This window comes from Burkholderia ubonensis, from assembly GCF_902833085.1.
GTDB lineage: Bacteria > Pseudomonadota > Gammaproteobacteria > Burkholderiales > Burkholderiaceae > Burkholderia > Burkholderia ubonensis.
This window is the reverse complement of sequence record NZ_CADFEB010000008.1, coordinates 1-19,497: the sequence shown is the minus strand read 5'-3', so window position 1 is coordinate 19,497 and position 19,497 is coordinate 1. Positions and strand designations below refer to the sequence as shown.

General features: G+C 65.5%; 14 protein-coding genes and 2 pseudogenes. 9 read left to right on the top strand and 7 right to left on the bottom strand.

What is annotated here, in order from left to right; all coding sequences use genetic code 11:
* Positions 1 to 3: 3 nt before the first annotated feature.
* Positions 4 to 1,578 carry a DHA2 family efflux MFS transporter permease subunit gene (locus HWX31_RS22290; RefSeq protein WP_174964047.1) on the top strand — a complete coding sequence of 525 codons (1,575 nt, stop codon included), beginning with the start codon at positions 4 to 6 and terminating at the stop codon, positions 1,576 to 1,578.
* Between the two features lie 10 nt (positions 1,579 to 1,588).
* Complete coding sequence (locus HWX31_RS22285) at positions 1,589 to 3,025, top strand: efflux transporter outer membrane subunit (RefSeq protein ID WP_174964048.1); 1,437 nt, start codon at positions 1,589 to 1,591, stop codon at positions 3,023 to 3,025.
* 97 nt (positions 3,026 to 3,122) lie between these two features.
* On the opposite strand, the gene HWX31_RS22280 is transcribed toward HWX31_RS22285, so the two are convergent.
* A complete protein-coding gene (locus HWX31_RS22280) occupies positions 3,123 to 3,554 on the bottom strand; it encodes a TIGR02594 family protein (RefSeq protein ID WP_244143806.1) in 432 nt (143 codons plus the stop codon).
* A gap of 723 nt (positions 3,555 to 4,277) precedes the next feature.
* On the opposite strand from HWX31_RS22280, the gene HWX31_RS22275 reads away from it, so the two are divergent.
* The 4 genes from HWX31_RS22275 to HWX31_RS22260 are packed head-to-tail and all read left to right on the top strand — an operon-like array spanning position 4,278 to position 10,905.
* Positions 4,278 to 5,735, top strand: a complete 1,458-nt coding sequence (locus HWX31_RS22275) for an HlyD family secretion protein (protein WP_174964049.1) — start codon at positions 4,278 to 4,280, stop codon at positions 5,733 to 5,735.
* Between the two features lie 20 nt (positions 5,736 to 5,755).
* Positions 5,756 to 7,093, top strand: a complete 1,338-nt coding sequence (locus HWX31_RS22270) for a hypothetical protein (RefSeq protein WP_174964050.1) — start codon at positions 5,756 to 5,758, stop codon at positions 7,091 to 7,093.
* Between the two features lie 2 nt (positions 7,094 to 7,095).
* Positions 7,096 to 9,063: a glycosyltransferase gene (locus tag HWX31_RS22265; protein ID WP_174964051.1), complete on the top strand. Its 1,968-nt coding sequence runs from the start codon at positions 7,096 to 7,098 to the stop codon at positions 9,061 to 9,063.
* Between the two features lie 45 nt (positions 9,064 to 9,108).
* A complete protein-coding gene (locus tag HWX31_RS22260) occupies positions 9,109 to 10,905 on the top strand; it encodes an efflux transporter outer membrane subunit (protein ID WP_174964063.1) in 1,797 nt (598 codons plus the stop codon).
* Between the two features lie 93 nt (positions 10,906 to 10,998).
* On the opposite strand, the gene HWX31_RS22255 is transcribed toward HWX31_RS22260, so the two are convergent.
* The 3 genes from HWX31_RS22255 to HWX31_RS22245 are packed head-to-tail and all read right to left on the bottom strand — an operon-like array spanning position 10,999 to position 13,936.
* A complete protein-coding gene (locus HWX31_RS22255; RefSeq protein WP_174964052.1) occupies positions 10,999 to 12,885 on the bottom strand; it encodes an SAM-dependent methyltransferase in 1,887 nt (628 codons plus the stop codon).
* On the bottom strand, positions 12,876 to 13,037 hold the full coding sequence (locus HWX31_RS22250) for a hypothetical protein (protein WP_174964053.1): 162 nt from the start codon (positions 13,035 to 13,037) through the stop codon (positions 12,876 to 12,878). The genes HWX31_RS22255 and HWX31_RS22250 overlap by 10 nt, the downstream gene beginning before the upstream one ends.
* Complete coding sequence (locus tag HWX31_RS22245; protein ID WP_244143805.1) at positions 13,034 to 13,936, bottom strand: Nmad3 family putative nucleotide modification protein; 903 nt, start codon at positions 13,934 to 13,936, stop codon at positions 13,034 to 13,036. Before HWX31_RS22245 ends, HWX31_RS22250 begins: the two co-directional genes overlap by 4 nt.
* A gap of 571 nt (positions 13,937 to 14,507) precedes the next feature.
* On the opposite strand from HWX31_RS22245, the gene HWX31_RS22240 reads away from it, so the two are divergent.
* The 3 genes from HWX31_RS22240 to HWX31_RS22230 all read left to right on the top strand — a co-directional run bounded on the left by HWX31_RS22240 (position 14,508) and on the right by HWX31_RS22230 (position 17,354).
* Complete coding sequence (locus tag HWX31_RS22240) at positions 14,508 to 16,109, top strand: tyrosinase family protein (RefSeq protein ID WP_174964054.1); 1,602 nt, start codon at positions 14,508 to 14,510, stop codon at positions 16,107 to 16,109.
* Between the two features lie 87 nt (positions 16,110 to 16,196).
* Positions 16,197 to 16,628, top strand: coding sequence for a hypothetical protein (locus HWX31_RS22235; protein WP_059967241.1), 432 nt, complete (start codon positions 16,197 to 16,199; stop codon positions 16,626 to 16,628).
* 84 nt (positions 16,629 to 16,712) lie between these two features.
* Positions 16,713 to 17,354 (top strand): hypothetical protein, encoded by a 642-nt coding sequence (locus HWX31_RS22230; RefSeq protein WP_174964055.1) that lies wholly within the window; start codon positions 16,713 to 16,715, stop codon positions 17,352 to 17,354.
* Positions 17,355 to 17,449: 95 nt separating this feature from the next.
* Here HWX31_RS22230 and tssJ read toward each other — a convergent pair whose 3' ends face one another.
* From tssJ to HWX31_RS22215, 3 genes and pseudogenes are all read right to left on the bottom strand, one after another.
* Positions 17,450 to 18,094: a type VI secretion system lipoprotein TssJ gene (gene tssJ, locus HWX31_RS22225; RefSeq protein WP_175933963.1), complete on the bottom strand. Its 645-nt coding sequence runs from the start codon at positions 18,092 to 18,094 to the stop codon at positions 17,450 to 17,452.
* A gap of 31 nt (positions 18,095 to 18,125) precedes the next feature.
* Positions 18,126 to 19,029: pseudogene (tssG, locus tag HWX31_RS22220) on the bottom strand (type VI secretion system baseplate subunit TssG).
* Positions 19,030 to 19,127: 98 nt separating this feature from the next.
* Positions 19,128 to 19,497 (bottom strand): annotated as a pseudogene (locus HWX31_RS22215) (type VI secretion system baseplate subunit TssF); the annotation flags it as partial.

The window sequence follows — 19,497 nt, the reverse complement described above, 5'->3', positions numbered from 1 at the left end:
ATCATGACTACAGGCTTTATCGGCGACCCGGCGTCGCAACCGATGCGGCAGCGCGTGTTCGCGTTCGCGCTGATGTGCGTCGGGTTCTTCATGGCGACCCTCGACATCCAGATCGTCGCGTCGTCGCTGCGCGACATCGGCGGCGGGCTGTCCGCGAGCCAGGACGAACTGTCGTGGGTGCAGACCGCGTACCTGATCGCGGAGATCCTCGTGATCCCGATGTCGGGCTGGCTGTCGAAGGTGCTGTCGACGCGCTGGCTGTTCGTCGCGTCCGCGGTCGGCTTCACGATCACCAGCATGCTGTGCGGCCTCGCGTGGGACATCAACTCGATGATCCTGTTTCGCGGGCTGCAGGGCGCGCTCGGCGCGGCGATGATCCCGACCGTGTTCACGACCGCGTTCGTGCTGTTTCCCGGCAAGCAGCGGCTGGTCGCGTCGACGACCATCGGCGCGCTCGCGTCGCTCGCGCCGGCGATCGGCCCGGTGATCGGCGGCTGGATCACCGACCAGTGGTCGTGGCACTGGCTGTTCTACCTGAACCTCGTGCCGGGCATCGTCGTGGCCGCGCTGGTGCCGCGCTACGTGCATATCGACCGGCCCGACCTCGGCCTGCTCAAGCGCGGCGACTATCTCGGCATCGCGCTGATGTCCGGCTTCCTCGGCTGCCTCGAATACGTGCTCGAGGAAGGCCCGCGCAAGAACTGGTTCGGCGACGACGTCATCGTGCTGTGCACGTGGATCTCCGCGATCTGCGGCTTCCTGTTCCTCGTCCACGCGCTGACCGCGAAGGAGCCGATCGTCGACCTGCGCGCGCTCGTCGTGCGCAACTTCGGGATCGGCAGCCTGCTGTCGTTCGTGACCGGGATCGGCATCTTCGTGTCGGTGTTCCTGACGCCGCTCTTTCTCGCGCAGGTGCGCGGCTTCAGCTCGCTGCAGATCGGCATCGCGCTGCTGTCGGTCGGCGCGTTCCAGATGCTCGCGCTCGGCGCGTACGCGCTCGCGACGCGCTTCTTCAGCATGCGGGTGCTGCTGATGTTCGGGCTCGCCTGCTTCGGCCTCGGCGTCTACCTGTACACGCCGATCACGCACGACTGGGGCTGGCGCGAACTGCTGCTGCCGCAGGCGCTGCGCGGCATCGGCCAGCAGTTCAGCGTGCCGCCGATCGTGACGATGGCGCTCGGCTCGCTGCCGCAGTCGCGGCTGAAATCGGCGAGCGGCCTGTTCAACCTGATGCGCAACCTCGGCGGCGCGATCGGCATCGCGGTCAGCGCGACGATGCTCAACGACCGGCTGAATTTCCACTACCTGCGCCTGAACGAGCACGTGAGCGCCGGCCAGCCGCAGGTCGCGGCGCTGCTCGACGGGCAGGCCGCGCACTGGACGGCCGTCGCCGGCGACACGCTGAACGCCGCGCAGGCCGGCCTCGCGAACCTGCACCGGCTGATCTATCGCGAGGCGCTGACGCTCACTTACGCGGATGCGTTCTACGCGCTGGCGTTGTGTTTCCTCGTCGCGCTGGTCGCGGTGCTGTTTTCCAAACCCATTTCCACGAGCGCGCCGCCGCCGGACGCGCACTGAGGTGATCATCATGAAGAAGCTTCTCGTCGCCCTCGCCGTCAGCGCGCTCGCTGCCGGCTGCGCGGTGCAGCCCGCGCAGCATCCCGCGCTGCATGAATCGGTCGAATCGCTCGCGCCGCACGCGTGGGACACGGACGTGCCGCGCGCGGACGTCGATGCCGCAACGTGGTGGGCGCAGTTCCACGACCCGGTGCTCGACGAACTGATCGCCACCGTGCTCGACGCGAACCTCGACCTGCAGGCGGCCGCCGAGCGCGTGAAGCAGGCGCAGGCGCTGACGGTGCAGAAGCGCTCGGTGCTGCTGCCGGAACTGGATGCGAACGCGCACGGCGCTTACGCGCGCCAGAACACGCCGCCGCCGCTCGGCTACGTGAAGCAGGCCGGCGCGGGCCTCGCGCTGAGCTGGTCGCCGGACGTGTTCGGCGGCGAACGGCTCGACCTGCTCGCCGCGCAAGCCGAACTCGTCGGGCAGAAGCACGCGGAAGACGCGATGCGGCTCGCGCTCGCGGCCGACACCGCGTCGGCCTACGTCGACCTGCGGTGGGCGCAGCAGGAGCTGCGCATCCTGCGGGACAACGCGCAAATCCGCCAGCGCGCGCTCGACCTCACGCGCAAGCGCCAGGCGTTCGGGCTGTCGACCGAGCTCGACGTCACGCGCGCGCAGAACCAGCTCGATGCGCTCGAAGCGCGGATTCCGCCGACGCAGGCGCAGATCTCGCACCAGCTCAACCTGATCGCCGTGTATTCGGGGCGCACGCCCGAATCGGTCGACAAGCTCGTGCTTTCGCAGGCCGGCGACATCCCCGCGCCGCCGGACGGCTCGCCCGCCACGCTGCCGTCGCAGGCGCTGCTGCGCCGCCCCGACGTGCTGAGCGCCTACGCGCGCGTCGAGCAGCGCGCGGCCCAGGTCGGCGTCGCGAAGGCCGAGCGCTATCCGAAGTTCTCGCTGAACCTGACCGACGGCCTCCTCGCCGCGTCCTATCTCGGCCTGCCGACGCTGACCGACAATCTGTTCAGCGCGGCGCTGAGCGCGACGAGCCCGATCTTCAACGCCGGGCGCATCACCGCCGACATCGCGCAGAGCGAAAGTCGCATGCGCGAATCGGAACTCGGCTTGCGGCAGACGATGCTGCAGGCGCTGCGCGAGGTCGAGGATGCGCGCGCGGATCTCGTCGGCACGACCGCCGCGACGCAGCGCCTGAACAGCGCGCTCGCCGCGTCGGACAAGGCGCTCGGTCTCGCGAACCAGCTTTACAAGGGCGGCGCGACGGATTTCCTGGACGTGCTGTCGGCGCAGGAGGTGTATCTGCGCGATTCGGATGCGCTGAATCAGCTGCGGCGCGAGCACGCGCTGTCGGCGGTCGCGCTGTATCGGTCGCTGGGCGGCGGGTGGAGCCGGAACGATGCGGCGGACGGCTCGAAAGCCGAGGCCGTGGCCGCGAAGTGAGCGACGCGGGAGAGGATCGCGGCGCCCGAGCAAGCGAAAAGCCAGCGGATGGAGCAAGCGGGCGAGCGCGTGCGACGGTCGGCGACCTGAACGCCCGCTATGCGGGCCACCGGTAGCCGATCACGGTGTCGAGCGGATACGCGAGCTCGCGTACTTCTTCGAGCTGGTTGCCGCCGAACAGGTAGACGTTCTCGTCGTCGTGACGCAAATAGAACCCGACGTGCCCTTTCCAGCTCGCCGGATCGTCGCGCGTCAGCACGGCAACGCAGCCGTACACCGGCCGCTCCAGCGCCCTGCCCCATGCGAGCCACGAGCGCGCGAGCGCGGAGCCGGTGCCGCGCAAGCCCGCGTGCACCATGCACCAGTTCAGGAACGACGAGCACCACGAAATCTTGTCGTCATAGCCGACGAGGTTCGTGTGGTTGTTGTACTCGACGATGCGGGGATTCGTCTCGCCCGCGGGGAAACGACGCACGCCACGCTCTCTCATCGCGACGGGCATCCAGATCGGTTGGTGATCGACGGTCATGTGCGTGACGTCTGGCTGTTGTTTGCTCGATCGTCGCCGATCCGTGCGCGGATGTCGAGTCGTCCGCGCCAATCCTCAGCACAATGACCGCTCGACGGGTACGGATCGTGCGGTCGAATCGACGCGCAATCGCGGCAACGCATGACGCCCGCGCCGCATCGGTCTCGGCCGGGCGTCGCAGCGGGCCCGAATGCCCCGGATATCGTCGGATTCCATGATTCGCGCTCCCCGTCCAATTGCGCGCCGGCTTGCGTCACGAGCATTACAGACGACCGACAACGATCGACGGTTAACCAGGCAGTCACTTAACACGCGCGTTTTAGGGTCTCAAAGAAATCATCTTTTACACACACTTACAGTACCGCCGCGGCGACTTCACTAGTCTGAATTGACTCGCAGCGCCTCTGCCGGACGTGCCGCGCAGACGAATGCGAGTCGTCAATACGTTGTTGCAAGACCACGTTCAACGAGGCACCGCGCAAGCGGGGCCGATCAGGCGGCCGGTCAAGCCGGCCAGTTCAGACAGTGTGTCGATCCAACGCGAGCTTGGAGCGAGTGCACTGCGGACAACAAACGACACAGGCAGGCCGGGACCGGCGCGCGCGCTCGTGCGCAACGGCGCCGGCTTGTCTTCGACGACGATGCCCACAGCTGACGCCGGCACCGGGCGTGCGACGACGTTCGTCCGCTCGTTCGTGCGTTTGCCATGCAGGAGAGAGCCCAATGTCCGACCAACGACTCGACCACCGCCCGCCCGAGCCCGTCCCCGACGCGCCCGCGCCGCACGATGACCCCGTCGCGCGCCGCCAGTCCGCCCTGGGGCGGCCACTGTGGCACTTTGCCGTGCGCTCGATCGGCTACGGCATCGTGGTGTTCGTCGCCTGGGTCGTGCTGACCGTGATGTTCCCGAACATCTTCACGCGTTCGTCGGAGCGGGCCGTGGTCAACAGCCAGGTGACGCTCGTCACTTCGCCGGTCGAAGGGATCGTCACGCAGCAGCAAGTGGGGATCGGCAAGCCGTTCGCGGCGAACCAGCCGCTGATGACGGTGCAGAATCCGAACATCGACCGCGCGCTGCTGATCGACCTGACCGGCAAGGCGCTCGACAACCAGCAGCACTACGATGCCGCGCGCGCGCAGCTCGCCGGCGACGAGAGCCAGCTCGCCACGACCGGCCGCGACCTGCAGCGCTATCAGAGCGCGTCGCAGCAGGAACACTCGGCGAGCATCCGCGCGCTGCAGGCGCGGCTCGACGTCGCGAAGGCGCAGGTCGACCAGCAGGCCGACGTGGTCAACCGCAACCAGGCGATGCAGGAGGCCGGCGCGGTGAGCGAGGCCTACACCAATGCGTCGCGCTACCAGTTGTCGATCCTGTCGAACGCGAAGGCCGCGGCCGCCGCCGAGCTCGATCACGCGACGGCCGCCGGCAATGCGTCGCGCAACAAGGTCTACGCGTCCGCCAGCGACGGCGCCACCTCCACGCTCGAGCAACGCAGCCGGCTGCTCGGCGCCGACATCGTGCAGTTGAAGGCGCAGATGACGCAGTACGACGCTTACGGCCAGTCGGTCGGCAAGATGATCGACGCCGAGAAGGCGCGGCTCGATCGGCTGTCCAATCTCGAGATCCGCGCCAGCGAACCGGGCGTCGTCGAAGACGTGCTCGCGCCGCCGGGCACGCGCGTCGCGGCCGGCGCGACGCTGATCCGCGCGAGCAACTGCAGCCAGTCGCGGGTCGTCGCGGTGTTCCCGCGCAGCCTGAGCGACGACCTGCTGCCCGGCACGCGCCTGAACGTGCGGATGGACGGCGTGCCGTTCAAGGTGCCCGCGTCCGTGTCCGAGGTGCTGCCGCGCGCGTCCGAAGGCGAGCAGGCCCGCTACTTCGTGCCGTTCCCGCCGATCGAGAAGAACGAGATCTACGTGATCGCGAAGCTCGACCGGCCGCTGTCCGCGCTGCCCGTCAGCGCGCGCGCCGATCCGGCCGACCGCTGCGCGATGGGCCGCTGGGCGAAGGTCAGCCTCAACCGGAGCTGGCTCGGCAGCGGCATGTCCGGGCTGGTTCCGGACGACGTGAACGCGCAGGGCGGCTTCCGCTCGATCGCCGATCGCGCGCAACCGTGGTTCGATGCGCTGCGATCGGCCGCCGATCGCGGCCTGCACTGGCTGCGCAGCCAGCTGGCGTAACGCCGCGCGCACCGGGACCGATGCCGATGAAGCCGCCCTTCCTGCACCGTCTGCGCAAGATCGCCTCGCTCGTGATGCTGCCGCTCGCGCCGCTGATGCTCGCCGCCCCGGCTGCCCATGGCGCCGACGGCGCATCTCCGCAGCGCGCGGAATTGCTCGCGTCGGGCTGCAAGACGCTGGCCGGGCGTGTCGCGGCCGTGCCGGGCGCGGGGCCTGTCTTCCTCGACAGCTACGAGGCGGCGCCGGGCGGCCCTCCGCTCGCGCCGGCGCTCACGCACGCGGCGTTCGTCTACGACAACGCGCTCGCCGGCATCGCACTGGTCGCGTGCCGCCGCACCGACGACGCGCGCCGCATCGCCGACGCGCTCCTGCAGGCGAGCGCACGGGATCGCCATTACCACGACATGCGGCTGCGCAATGCGTACCGCGCCGGCGGGCTGCCGGCCGGGCCCGCGCCGCTGCCGGGCTGGTGGGACGAACCGAGCAAGCGGTGGTTCGAGGATGCGTATCAGGACGGCACCGCAACCGGCAACGTCGCGTGGGCCGCGCTCGCGCTGCTGACCGTCCACGAGGCGACGCACGACCAACGCTATCTCGATGGCGCCGCCGCGCTGATGGGCTGGGTCGATCCGGGCCGGCTCGATGCGACGGCGCCGGCCGGCTACGTCGGCGGCGAGTTCGGGTACGAGCCGAAGCAGATCCATCAGGGATGGAAATCCACCGAACACAACGTCGATACCTACGCGGTGTTCCGCTGGCTCGCCGAGCGCACCGGCGACGCGCGCTGGCGCACGGCCGCGGACCGCTCGCGCAGCTTCGTCGCGGCGATGTGGGATGCACGGCAAGGCCGCTTCCTGATCGGCACGCGCGATGACGGGCATAGCCCGAACGTCGGCCCGTCCGCGCTCGACGCGTCGCTGTGGCCGCTGCTCGCGATTGCCGACGCGCCGCCCGACTGGCGCCGCAGCATCGCGTGGGTCGACAGCGCGCACCGGATCAACGGCGGCTATGGCTTCAATGCGCATCCCGACGGGGTGTGGACCGAAGGCACCGGCCAGGCGGCCCTCACGCTGCAGGCGGTCGGGCAGAACGCCAAGGCCCAGCCGCTGTGGGCGCTGCTGCTGGCGCAGCGCGCGCCGGACGGCCTGCTCTATGCGACGCCCGACGCGCGCATTCGCACCGGGTTGTCGATCGGGCCGACGTCCACGACCGAGGACTTCTTTTACTTCCACCTGCCGCACCTCGGCGCGACCGCATGGGCCGTGCTCGCGGCGGCCGGGTGGAATCCGTTCCGTCCCGGGGGATGCCTGCCGGGCGGCGGCTGCCCCGGCAGCGGCACCACTCATGCTCTGGAGTGACGATGTTCGATTTCTTTCTCGCAAGCCGATCCCTGCTCGTCATCAACGGCGGCGTGCTGCTGATCGTGTTCGTACTCACGCGGCTCGGCAAGCGCGAGCGCGCCGTCGATCGCATCCTGTTCGGCTGCGTTGCCGCGACGCTGCTGCTGACGTACCTGTATTGGCGCACGACCCAGACGCTGCCCGACCCGCGCATGGATTTTCCGAGCGTGTGGGCGCACGTCTTCTATGGCTTCGAGTGCATCGCGCTGACGTATACGCTGATCTCGATCGTCGTGCTCACGCGCACCAGCGATCACTCGCCCGACGCCGACGCCGGCGAAGCCCGGCTGCGGCGCACCGCGAAGGCGCCGCGCGTCGACATCTTCATCGCGACCTACAACGAAGGGCTCGAGATTCTCGAGAAGACGATCGTCGCGGCGCTCGCGATCGACTATCCGGACTTCCGCGTCTGGGTGCTCGACGACACGCGCCGCGACTGGCTCAAGGCGTTCTGCGAACAGGTCGGCGCGAACTACGCGACCCGCCCCGACAACACGCATGCGAAGGCCGGCAACCTGAACAACGGCCTGCGCAAAAGCGCGCAGGGCCCGGACGGCGGCGCGCCGTACATCATGGTGCTCGACGCCGACTTCGCGCCGCACCGCAAGATCCTGATGCGCACGATCGGCCTGTTCGCCGATCCGACGGTCGGCGTCGTGCAGACCCCGCAGTTCTACTACAACGCCGATCCCATCCAGTACAACCTGCGCTCGACCGAATGCTGGGTCGACGAGCAGCGCGCGTTCTTCGACATCATGCAGCCGGCAAAAGACGCGTGGGGCTCGGCGTTCTGCATCGGCACGTCGTTCGTCGTGCGGCGCGACCTCGTCAACCACATCGGCGGGTTTCCGACCGGCACCGTCACCGAGGACATCCACCTCACCTACCGGCTGATGCCGCACGGCTATGTGACGCGCTGGCTCAACGAACGGCTGTCGGTCGGGCTGTCGGCCGAAGGGCTGCCGGAATACATCAGCCAGCGCAGCCGCTGGGGGCTCGGCACGATCCAGGTCGCGCTGACGCCCGACGGCCCGCTGCGCGGCCGCGGCTATACGTTCACGCAGCGGCTGCACTACGTGCACGGGCTGCTGCACTGGCTGAGCCGGCCGTTCACGCTGATGCTGCTGCTCGGGCCGCTGCTGTACTGGTATTTCAACGTGCCGACGCTGTACGGCGAGCCGATGCAGTTTCTCGCGTACGGCGTGCCGTCGCTGATCGCCTACTGGGCCTACAGCATGTGGATCACCGGACGGCGCGCGCTGCCGATCTTCACCGAGGTCACGCAGATCGTCTGTGCGATGGCGGTGACCGCGTCGCTCGCGAGTGCGATCCTGCGGCCGTTCGGGCGGCCGTTCAAGGTGACGAACAAGGGGCTGGACCGCTCGAAGCTGATCGTCCACGGCAAGTTCGCGGCGTTCTACGGCAGCCTGATCGTGCTGTCGGCGCTTGGGCTCGGGCATGCGCTGTCGAGCGACCCCGACGCGCCGGGGCTCGTGTTCAATTCGGCGTGGACCGGGATATCGCTGCTGCTCTATCTGACGTCGATGCTGGTGTGCGTGGAATTGCCCCGGCCTCGCAAGGAGGAGCGCTTTCCTTATCGCGCATCCGCGCGGCTGCGCATCGGCCAGCAGGAATACGCGGTGACGACGCACGATCTGTCGTGCAACGGCGCGGCCGTGCTCACGCCGCAGGCCGGCTCGTTGCCGGTCGATGCCGAAGGTGCGCTGTGGCTCGCGCCGATCGGCTGGATCCCGTGCCGCATCGTGCGCCGCCAGGGCCGCCTGCTCGGCATCGCGCTGCACGTCGATACGGCGGCGCGCCACGGACTGATCCGCATGCTGTTCGGCGATCCCCCCCACAACATCGCGGCGCAGGGCCAGCCGAAGCTGGCGATCTCGCGCCTCATGCAGCGCGCGCTGTCGGACTGAGTCCGCGCCCTCGCCCTTCTTTTTCTCGTTCTGGAATCGTCGATGATGCGTAGCCTTCCGTTTCCCTCTCCGCCGATACGCGTGCTGCCGCTCGCGCTCATCGTCGCGCTCGCGGCCTGCTCGATGGAGCCGACATACCAGCGGCCCGATGCGCCGATCCCGTCCGCTTATCCGAGCGGGCCGGCCTATTCGACGCCGGGCGCCAATGCGGGTCAGCAGAGCGGTCCGGCGGCGGCCGATCTCGGCTGGCGGCAGTTCTTCGTCGATCCGCAGCTGCAGCAGCTGATCGCGCGGGCGCTCGCCAATAACCGCGACCTGCGCATCGCGACGCTCAATATCGATGCGGCGCGCGCGCAATACAGGCTGCAACGCGCGGTCCAGTTTCCGGAAATCGACGCCAACCTGGGGCTCAACAGCCAGCGTCTGAGCCCGGGGTTGCGTGCGCCGGGCCAGTCGCCGTTGATCAATACGTTTAGTGCCGGTGTCGGGCTGACCAACTTCGAGATCGACCTGTTCGGGCGCGTGCGCAGCATGAGTCACGCCGCGCAGGAGCAATATCTCGCGACCGTGGAAGCGCAGCGCAGCGTTCACATCAGCCTCGTGGCCGAGGTCGGGAATGCGTATCTCACGCTGATGGCCGATCGCGAGCTGCTCAAGCTCGCGCAGGACACGCTCAAGAACCAGCAGGATGTCGCCGCGATGATCCATCGCGGCAAGCTCGCCGGCGGGATGGCGCAGCTCGACGAGCATCGCGCCGATACGCAGGTGCAAACCGCGCAGGTTGCGGTCGAGCAGTACACGCGGCAGGTTGCGCAGGATGAGAACGCGTTGACGCTGCTGATCGGCGGCGGCCCGCTGCCGGCCGGGGTGACGAATGCGACGCCGCTCGGCAACCAGCATGTGCTGGCGGAGTTTCCCGAGGGGCTGCCGTCGACGTTGCTGGAACGCCGGCCGGACATCATGGCGGCCGAGCATCGATTGATCGCGGCCAATGCGAATATCGGCGCGGCGCGGGCGGCGTTTTTCCCGAGGATCACGCTGACCGGGATGCTGGGGGTTGCGAGTGCGACGCTCGCCGGGTTGTTTTCAGGCGGGGCGGCGTGGCTGTTCGCGCCGCAGCTGACGATGCCGATCTTCGATGGAGGACGCAACAGCGCGAATCTCGATCTCGCGACGGTGGAGAAGGATGTGAATGTCGCGAATTACGAGCGCACGATTCAGAGCGCGTTCCGGGAAGTCGCGGACAGCATGGCTGCGCGGACGACCTTCGAGCGCGAAGTGAACGCACAGCAGAAGATGATCCACGATATCAGCGAAACCCAGCGGCTCGCGCAGATGCGGTTTCAGAATGGGGTCGATGATTACTTCGGGGTGTTCGATGCGCAGCGGCAGTTGTTCCAGGCGCAGCAATTGCTCGTCACGTATAAGCTCGCTGGGCTGACGAGTCGGGTGACGCTTTATAAGGCGTTGGGGGGTGGGTGGCAGGAGTCGGGGCAGGTGGCGAAGGCGCAACAGCCTGCGACGAAGGCTCAGCCTGCCGCAGCAGCGCGGCCGGGCGCGGCTCAATCCGGCGCTATGGCGCCGCCGGCTGCAGCGGCGCAACCGCGTGTGACGTCGGTTGTGGTGACGGAGCCGGGTGCGCAGCAGGCGCGGCCGAGTGTGGCGACTCAATCGTCAGGAGTGGCGGCGCAATCGGGAGCCATCGTGCAACAGGGCACAGCGCGTGTGGCCACTCCGTCCGTGACGACGACACGCTCGGTTGATTCGTCCGGCGTCACCGCAATCACCGAGACAACGGTTACGCCCGGCACCACTGGCGGTGTGACACGTCCTGGTCAGTAGCTGGAGTTGCCCCGTCGCCCCGGACACGGCCTCACACATAGATGAATGGACTCGCGCGGCGCACGGGGGCTCGCAAGCACCCGATAACGGTTTTCAGACAATGGCGTGCATCAATCGCAAAGAGCCGCCCATCCGAAAACCATCGTTACGTCCTGCCAAGTAAATATTGCTCAGGCTTTCCGGGCTGATGCTGATCGCTTCGCTGAATCCAAGCGAGCGAATTTTGTCAGCCAGCGATGCCGGATCAAAATCCGATTTCCATGGCTCTCCATTTTCTGCAACTCTCGCACGCACCAATTCCATGCCTACCCGCTCCATTGGTTGGAGCAATGATGGCGTTACGACATAATCGAAGACCACGGCGCTTCCCGCCGCGCACGATGCGATGAACCGCAAGGTCTCCAGGATCGCGTCTTCCTCGAGATACACCGAGACGCCAAGCCATGAGAAAAATGCGGGCTCGCCTTTCCTGAATCCAGCTTCGGATAACGCTCGCGTCAAGGTGTCGTGTTCAAAATCCATCGGCACGTACGTCAGGGATGCCGGAATCTCGATATCGGCGGCACTCAAGCACGCTCGCTTCCATTGCTGTGTCGCAGGAAGATCGACCTCGAAGATTCGTCCGGTTGGATGATTCCCGCGATATGCATAAGTGTCCAGCCCGGCACCCAGAATGACATATTGACGGACGTCGTTTTGCGCAGCCTTTTGCCACTCGTCTTCGGCAAAGCGGCTACGCACCACAACGGACATCCGGAGTCCCTTGGACAAGGGGTCATCGTAGAGGCCCGGGTTGCTTCGGACGGCAGCTTCATTCGTGCTGCCCAGAATTTTCAGCGCAAGCCGGTCTTCCAGAATCAACGGGTCATCAAGGAGCTGATGCGCCGCTCTCAAGGTCGCGACGCGCTGCGCGCTTGGCTTGGGGCCTGCGTTGATTGATTTCTGCCTGGCCCCGTTCAAAGCCAGGATCGCCTTCTGGATAAACAAAATCAGCGGCATGTCCAGGCCGACGCCAACCGACAGATCGGGTTCTGTTCGGAATGCGATATGAATCTTGCTTTCAAGCGCGGCATCATCGCCGCAGTATGAGTCACGAAAGAGATCTTGCCAGCGACTCGCCAATGCCTGAACAGCCGGATCGGTGACATCCGCACCTGCCTCCATCCGGGCTCGCACCTGCGCGAAAAGGGGTGGCCAATCGTCTGCATGGGCGATCATGCGTTGCCGGACTTCGTCAAATTCAGCGGGTGACAGGTACCTGGCAAAGAGTCTTGCCCTGGCGTTCGTAATCGATAGTGAAATCCATCGATGCATGTCCGGCGTGAAGCCGATGATCTCCCGGGCTCTCGGCTCCTGTTCCTGCATGCTCTTCAAGCTGGATGCCAGCCGGGCGTTATCCCCTGTCGCATCCTTCATATGCTGAATCCAGCGCCAGGCCAGTGCCTGCGCTTCCGGATTTTCCGGAAGCAGCCCCATGTCGATTGCCCTTCTCGTCTCGGCAATCAATTCGTTTCTGCATGCGTCCAGGTGCACACCTGATTGCTGTTGCCGCGCCCGCAAATGATCGAGGTCTTCACTTGTGAGGTGTCTTTCGTACATGGTCATCATTTCCAGTAGGTTCAGCCAGTCTGCCGTCCCGGTCTCGCTGCCGCTGGTGATCTTGTTTGCCAAATGCTGAAGACCATCTCGCAGCGCCTGTACGCGCCGAGCCTGTTCGTCGAGCACGCCGATTTGCCGATTGATGATTTCAACCGGTGCAATTCCGGAGCCATCCAGATATGCCTTGATGTCCGACAACGAGCAGCCAAAATGCTTGAGCGCCTGAATCCGGTGAAGGCGAATCACATCGTCATGGCTATATTGCCGGGAGCCGCCATCCGAGCGGGCGGAAGGGGACAGCAATCCGATTGCGTCATAGTGGTGCAGCGCCCGAACGGTCAGGCCCGTCCGTTTTGCGAGCGCTCCGATTTTCAATGCCATCGCCATTCCTCCGCTTGAACGAACAATAAATCATGACGTAACGTCAGGTTCAAGCGTAAAAGCAATGGATTTCTTCGGAGCGAGCAGATGCCGAAATACGGATTCGGCGCCAGCCCCGAGTCACTCGTCATCACATACTTGAGTCGTTTCATGCGTTCCTTCTGATCAGATCGCCCACCCAGCTTTCGAGCTCCGGGTAGAAAGCGCCATCGACGACAAACTCCTGCCCCTTGGCGACCGATCGGAGCGTGACGCCATCCTCCCGCACCTCCCACCGATGCGCTTTCGCGTGATAGCTCATCGGCGCTCGTCCGTCGGGTGCGAACCATCGAGGCAACGACCAGACGCTGCGCGAATGGCCTGGATGTGTCAGTTGCAACTCGGGGCGCATCGACACAAAGCGGCCGCCTCCCACCGCTGTGGTTCGCGTATAGGCAGATCGCCGGCGGGCGATGTAAACCGTATTCCGAGCATCCGTGTACCGATCCGGCGCCGCGACATGCGGATGTGCCGCCATCCATGGATGGCGACGCAACGCTTCCGCGCGCTGCGTCACGATCGGCAGCACCTCATCGATTTCCAGCCATCCGAAAAACACGTGCAGATCGGGCGCACCCGGCGCAAACCGCCACTTTCCGCCCGTGCACTCGATCGATCGAAACCAGCCGAAGAACAGGAAGACATCGCCCGCCCCGATACCGTGACGGCTCAGATGGCTTTGCGCGGAACCCGTCTGCCCGAGCGCCGGTCGCCAGTTCGCAAGGTTGGCAACGTGCCTCCCGCCGAGGTCCGGATCGAAGTGGACATGCGTCTGCAAACCATGCTTGCCGGCCGACAGATCGCAAAGAACCTGATCCAGCGTTGCATCCGCGAAATCCAGGTCCGCCAATGTCGCACTGTCATGGGCGCTCGGAATCGGCAATGGAAGAAGGCGACCGTCCGGCAGGATCGGGCTGGGCATGCCGCCGTACTGTGAATCGAAGCCCTTGCGGGAAAAAACGACTTTCATCGACGTATCGGCGAGGAAGGGCGAAACGATGCCGTCTTGCAATTCATCACTCTACACCGTGAACGGTCCCTGCCGGCTCCCGCCAAGGACCGCAACGTATCTGTCGGCGACGGCCGTCGAAAACGTCTCGATGCACTCGCGCCGTTACCGCCGCGCCATCAATCGACATGATCGTTTCGACAAATCGAGCAATCCGTGCATCACCGCAAGCCCCCATATTTTTCTTGCGGAAACAAATCCGATTTGCTTTATTTACTCATATCAAAATCATGATTAGACGCTACGGGGATATGACGGAGACCTTACCACTGTAATTTCTCGCGGCGGATTGGTGCCAATCCGCCGCGGCCTACCCCGCGATTCGAATGCGTCGCGCCTTTTTCCGAAGGCGCGCGGCGCCGTCGCGCATGTCCGCATTGCACATGGAGGTGGTGGAAGACCGCCAGGGCCCGCCTATGCCCTGTCGGGTAATACGTTTCAAAACGCCTACCGGCATCCTGACAAAAACGAATCTGATTGGACGTGAGCTCCGATTGCCCTGCGCATCGTCCGCTCGCGCTCAAACCCCGGCAGTCAAACCGCAACGCTGCTTACAAAAGAGAGAGGCCGTGTCATGAATAGCGCAACTGGAGTCCGGGTCCGCCCGTCGATCGAATCGCTGCAGGCCGAGTACTTGAAAGGCAACAAGAAGCCGCTCGAGGACCTGATGCGCGCGTGGAAAGGCATCAAGGAACTCCCGCCGGACGATCCGCACTCGTTCTTCCTGATCGGCGGCTTCCACGGCGAGCCTTTCCGCGGCGCAGGCTGGGGATCGTCCTCTTACTGGGGCGGCTATTGCAATCACGGCAATGTGCTGTTCCCGACCTGGCATCGCGTTTACCTGCTGAAGCTGGAAGAAGCCTTGCAGAGCATCCCGGGCTGCGAACAAGTGATGCTGCCCTACTGGGACGAAACCAGCGACGAGTCGCTCAAGCACGGCATTCCGTGGGCGCTGACCAAGAAGGAGGTCGAGCTCGACGGACAAACGATTCCCAACCCGCTGCGTTCCTTCGTGTTCAACAAGGGCATCACCGACAACATCAACGGCGACGATCCGAACTACAGCAAGCCCCTCGGCTACGAAACGGTTCGCTATCCGTTGTCGGGGCTGGTCGGCACCGAAAAAGACCGGGCCGCTACCGAAAAGCACAACGCCCGATTCCCGCACTACCAGGAGAACGTGAAACTGCTCGACCGGAACGTGGTGAACTGGCTCACGTCCTTCATCGTCGTGCACGGCAAGAAGATCGAGACTCACGTGAAGGCCCAATACGAGGCGTGCCTGAATGCGCCCAACTATACGGTGTTTTCGAATACGACGTCCGCGGCACAGTGGAACGAGGACCTTCCGAAAGGGACCGAGCAAATCGTTCCGCTCGAATCTCCGCACAACCACATTCACCTTGCGGTCGGCGGTTACGACGTACCCACCGGCGCGAACGCCGGCGACGACTCGCCGATCCGCGGCGCCAACGGCGACATGGGCGAAAACGACACGGCGGGCCTCGACCCGATCTTCTATTTCCACCACTGCTTCGTGGACCGCGTGTTCTGGCTGTGGCAGAAGCGTCACGGCTTCACCCAGCACCTCGACGTCATCGCCGAATATCCCGGAACCAACTCCGTGGACAGCCAGGGGCCGACGCCGGGAACGGTGCCCAACTCGTGGCTGACGCTGGAGTCGCCGCTCGATCCGTTCAAGAAAAGCGAGAACGGCAAGCAACGCGCGTACACGTCGCTCGACTGCATCAACATCGAGGAGCAACTGGGCTACACGTATGGCCCCGGCTCGCTGGAAGACCTGCCGAGACCCCAGCTTGCGGCGGCCGTGCCGGCCGGCAACAGCAGCAAGGTTCTTCGCGTCTCCGGGATCAACCGTGCGCCGATCCGCGGGTCTTTCGTCGTGGCCGCCTTCGTCGTCGTGGACGGCAAGCGGCACCTCCTCGGCACGGAGGCCGTCCTGAGCCGCTGGAGCGTCCAGTACTGCGCCAACTGCCAGACCCATCTCGAAGTGAAAGCGTTCTTCCCGCTGCACCAATTCAAGGAAGAGTCGGTGAAGGATGCCAGCTACGAGGTCGAAGTCCATACCCGTGACGATGTATTCGGCCAAGGGAAATCCTTCGCCGCCGCAGCGCCCAAGCCGGGTCAGCAACGGTTCCGGGTCGAGGTCCGGTAGCCGCGTGATGCGCTGAACCGGCGCCATCGGTCCGGCGCCGGTTCAGCGGGGGATTTCAGCGCAGTCGAAGCGACGGGAGAAGCTGGCATGAGCTACGCACCTGAAACGGGCAGTCTGGTCGGCATGTGGACCTATCGCAGTTTGCTGAACGATCCTGACCTGGCGACGTCATTCAATGACCTTGAATTCGGCCGCGCCACTATCGAGCTCGAGCCGGCGCCGATGGGCATACTCAGGGGACGCATCTTCGGACCGGGATGGGAACTGCAGCTCAGCGGCTCGATCGGCTATGGCGACCCCTGGACCGTGCGCTTCCAGGGGCAGGGCGTCGTCAGCGGCGAGGAATGGGTATACGACTACGTCGGATACCTGAGTGCGCCGTGGCCGAACGGCGTCAACCAGCGTCCGGCGCTGACCGGCTCGATCGTGCGCGCCGTCCCGCACGCAAGCGGCGGCGGCGGTGTCTCGCCGGCCGGCGTGGTGTGCTCCTGGTATGCGGTCCTGAACGATCCTGCGTGAACGGCCATGATGCCTCCGACTGCGCCACCGGCAGGCCGGGTCGTGCGAATCGCCGTCGTTTCGCTATCCGCTCGGCTGCGCGACATGATGTCGTTCGCACTCCTCGGTTATGCCGCCTGCGATTTGCCGACCCGGCTACATGATTCATATTCCAGCTGGACCTGGAATTGCGCCGGCGCGATTGCATGCGCCATCGCGGGATATGTGTCGGGAAGCGGCCCGTCCGGCCGGTGCGCCCGCCGGTCGATGCGCTGGTGTATTGCCGCCGTCTGCGTCGGGTTGACGCTCGATGCGATGCGCACGCCCGTCGATACGATCCTCGATGTATGCGGCGGGGCGCTTGATACGGGCGTCGTGTGGAATACGCTGACGCTGCATCTGCGCTGGTTCCCGATGTCGACGTCCGCGATGCTGGCCGTGGTGCTCCTGCACCATGCAGGGCGCCTCGACATGATTCGACTCGACAAGGTACGTGTTGCCGCCAAGGCCCTGGCCCGGATCGGAATCGAGATTGCAGCGATGCTGCTCGCCATGACCGCCGGCATGGCCGCGACCCAGGCAACGGCGTTCAGTCTCGGCCTGCGCTGGGACGCAAGCGGCGTCGCTTTCGCGATGCTGGCCAGCATGTTGGCATTTTACGAACTGAGCCGTCGGGCAGCCCGCTTGGCGGAACGCGTCCAGAACAAGCGTCGCTCGACTTGCTGCGTTCCTGGTGAGCGCGGATAAAACCGTCCCGATGCTCCGGGCACGGACCTCGTTACTTCGACGCGACTACAGGCGGTTGCTTTCCGGACACTCCAAACGCCGCTGCCGCAAATCCTTCATCCGGTGTGCCCGGTTGCGCTCACCGCTTTCGGCTTCGGCGCCGGCACGCCCGGCGCACTCTGCCGAGGCTCGGCCCGAGTGACGGGCTGATCCTTGGCATCGAGCAGCACAAGCACGTTGTCGCGCACTTCGACCTTGACCGGATCGATCTGCTTCCATTGCTTTTTCGGCATGCTCAGCTTCCAGACCGCACCCTCCCCCGGCTCACGGAAGAACGCCACGACGCCCACCACATGCGCGTCCGGGTGCATCGGTTCGCTCACGCTGGCATTCGCACCGGGGCGAAGCACCACATCCTTGGTGGCGAGCAGATCCGCCTTGAGCGCGTCCAGGTCATGGGTTTGCAACTGGGTGTAGTCGAGTTGGTCGAAAGTTTTCGCGTCCTTCAACTGGTAGAGCCTCACGACCGTCGACAAAGGCTGCCCAGCGGCATTTGCGTTTAACGACGATCGGGCAACGAGGTCTACATTCATCGTCTTCACTTGTGTCGTGAAGACCCATTTCGCCGCGCCCACCGTGCTGTCCTTCACGACTTGCCCGACGCCGCAGCCAGCGGTTGCAAGGATGACCGAGGCGGCCGCTGCCCCGACCAGGCTTCGCCCGGTCGGTGTCCTGAAAGGGTTCTTTGGGTGCTTGTCCATATTCCATATCCTGCCGAATGGTGTATCGGGCTTATACGGCTTCCGTCGCGCCGTGCCAGCGGCCCAGCTGTACCGATGTCACGCATGGGCGTCCGCTTTGCCCCCTGGGCGGAGAGCCCAGTTGCGTGGTCAGGCCCAGCTTCGCCTGACCGGACGCCAACAGCGGCTCGGGCATCAGGTCCGGGGGCACCCGCATCTCCAGCAGCGCTTCGCTTTCGTAGCCGAGGTAGAAGCGCAGCAACGCGGTGATCTGGCGGTACGTCGGTTGTCCCGGCACGAGCGCCGCGACTGCGTCGCGCGTGTGCGGCGCGATCACGATACGCAGCGTGTTCGCCCGATCGTAAAACCCGCGTCCGAGCAAGCATTGCTCGCCGAGCGCCGCCGGTTCGAAGTCGTTGACGGTACGCCACACCGGATGAAACTCCTCGACCGCAATGGCGGCGTCCGGAATCGCGGGGCGCAGCACGCCGGCAAGCCCTTCCGCGGTGCGCGTCTTCTGAGCGGCCAGTCCGAGCATCGACAACAGCGTGCGCGCATCCACACCCGGCGGAAGCCCCCAGTCCGGCGCACGCGTGTCCGGCGAACGGAACCCGAGACCCACCAGGCTGAGCACGCCGCGCGAGACGGTATCGAAGCCATCCGGCCGGAAGCCGGCCGGATACCGGTATTTGCGCCAGATCCGGTAGAACTGCGTGGCAAGGCGATGGTGGAACAGGTCCAGGAACGCAGACAGCGGCTCGGCGCCGTCGCGGTTCTGTGCAACCTCGTCAATGAAATACGCCGGCATGCGCGCATCGACGCCGTACAGGCCGAGGAACGTCGTGCGCACGGGACCGGAAGCGGACCGGATCCGTCGCAGGCGAATCGGTGGTACCCAGCGGCGCGGCATCCGATGCGGCCAGTTCGATCAGCGCGCAGAAGCGATAGAAATTCATCCGGTGCGCCTGATTCAGCAGCGCCGGCAGCAACGTACGGTCCGCCCGGGGCGACGGCAGGGTCGTCAGGCTGCGCTCGGGCGCTTTCGCGGGGGTGTTCAAAACGGCGCTCCTTCACCCTTCGTATCGGGCCATTCGAGGCGCCGGCCGGTCGGCTGCGACACGATCACCAGCTTCGTGTACAGGTTGTACCGTCGCATACAGGCCCAGGAACCGGTTGAGCATGGCACCAAACAATTCGAGATCGCCGTCACCCGCGAAGTGTGTGCTGTCGATCGTCACGGCAATTTCGACGCCGCGCATCAACCCGCCCTTCACGAGCTTTTGCAGCGGCCCATGCCTCACGTCGAGGATCGCCTCGATCCGGCGGCGATTCAGCTCGCCGTCGGTCCAGTCGTACAGGGCCAGCGACCCGCGCAGGATTTCCGCATCGAGCAGCGACAGGTAATTCGGCGCCAGATGCGAGAG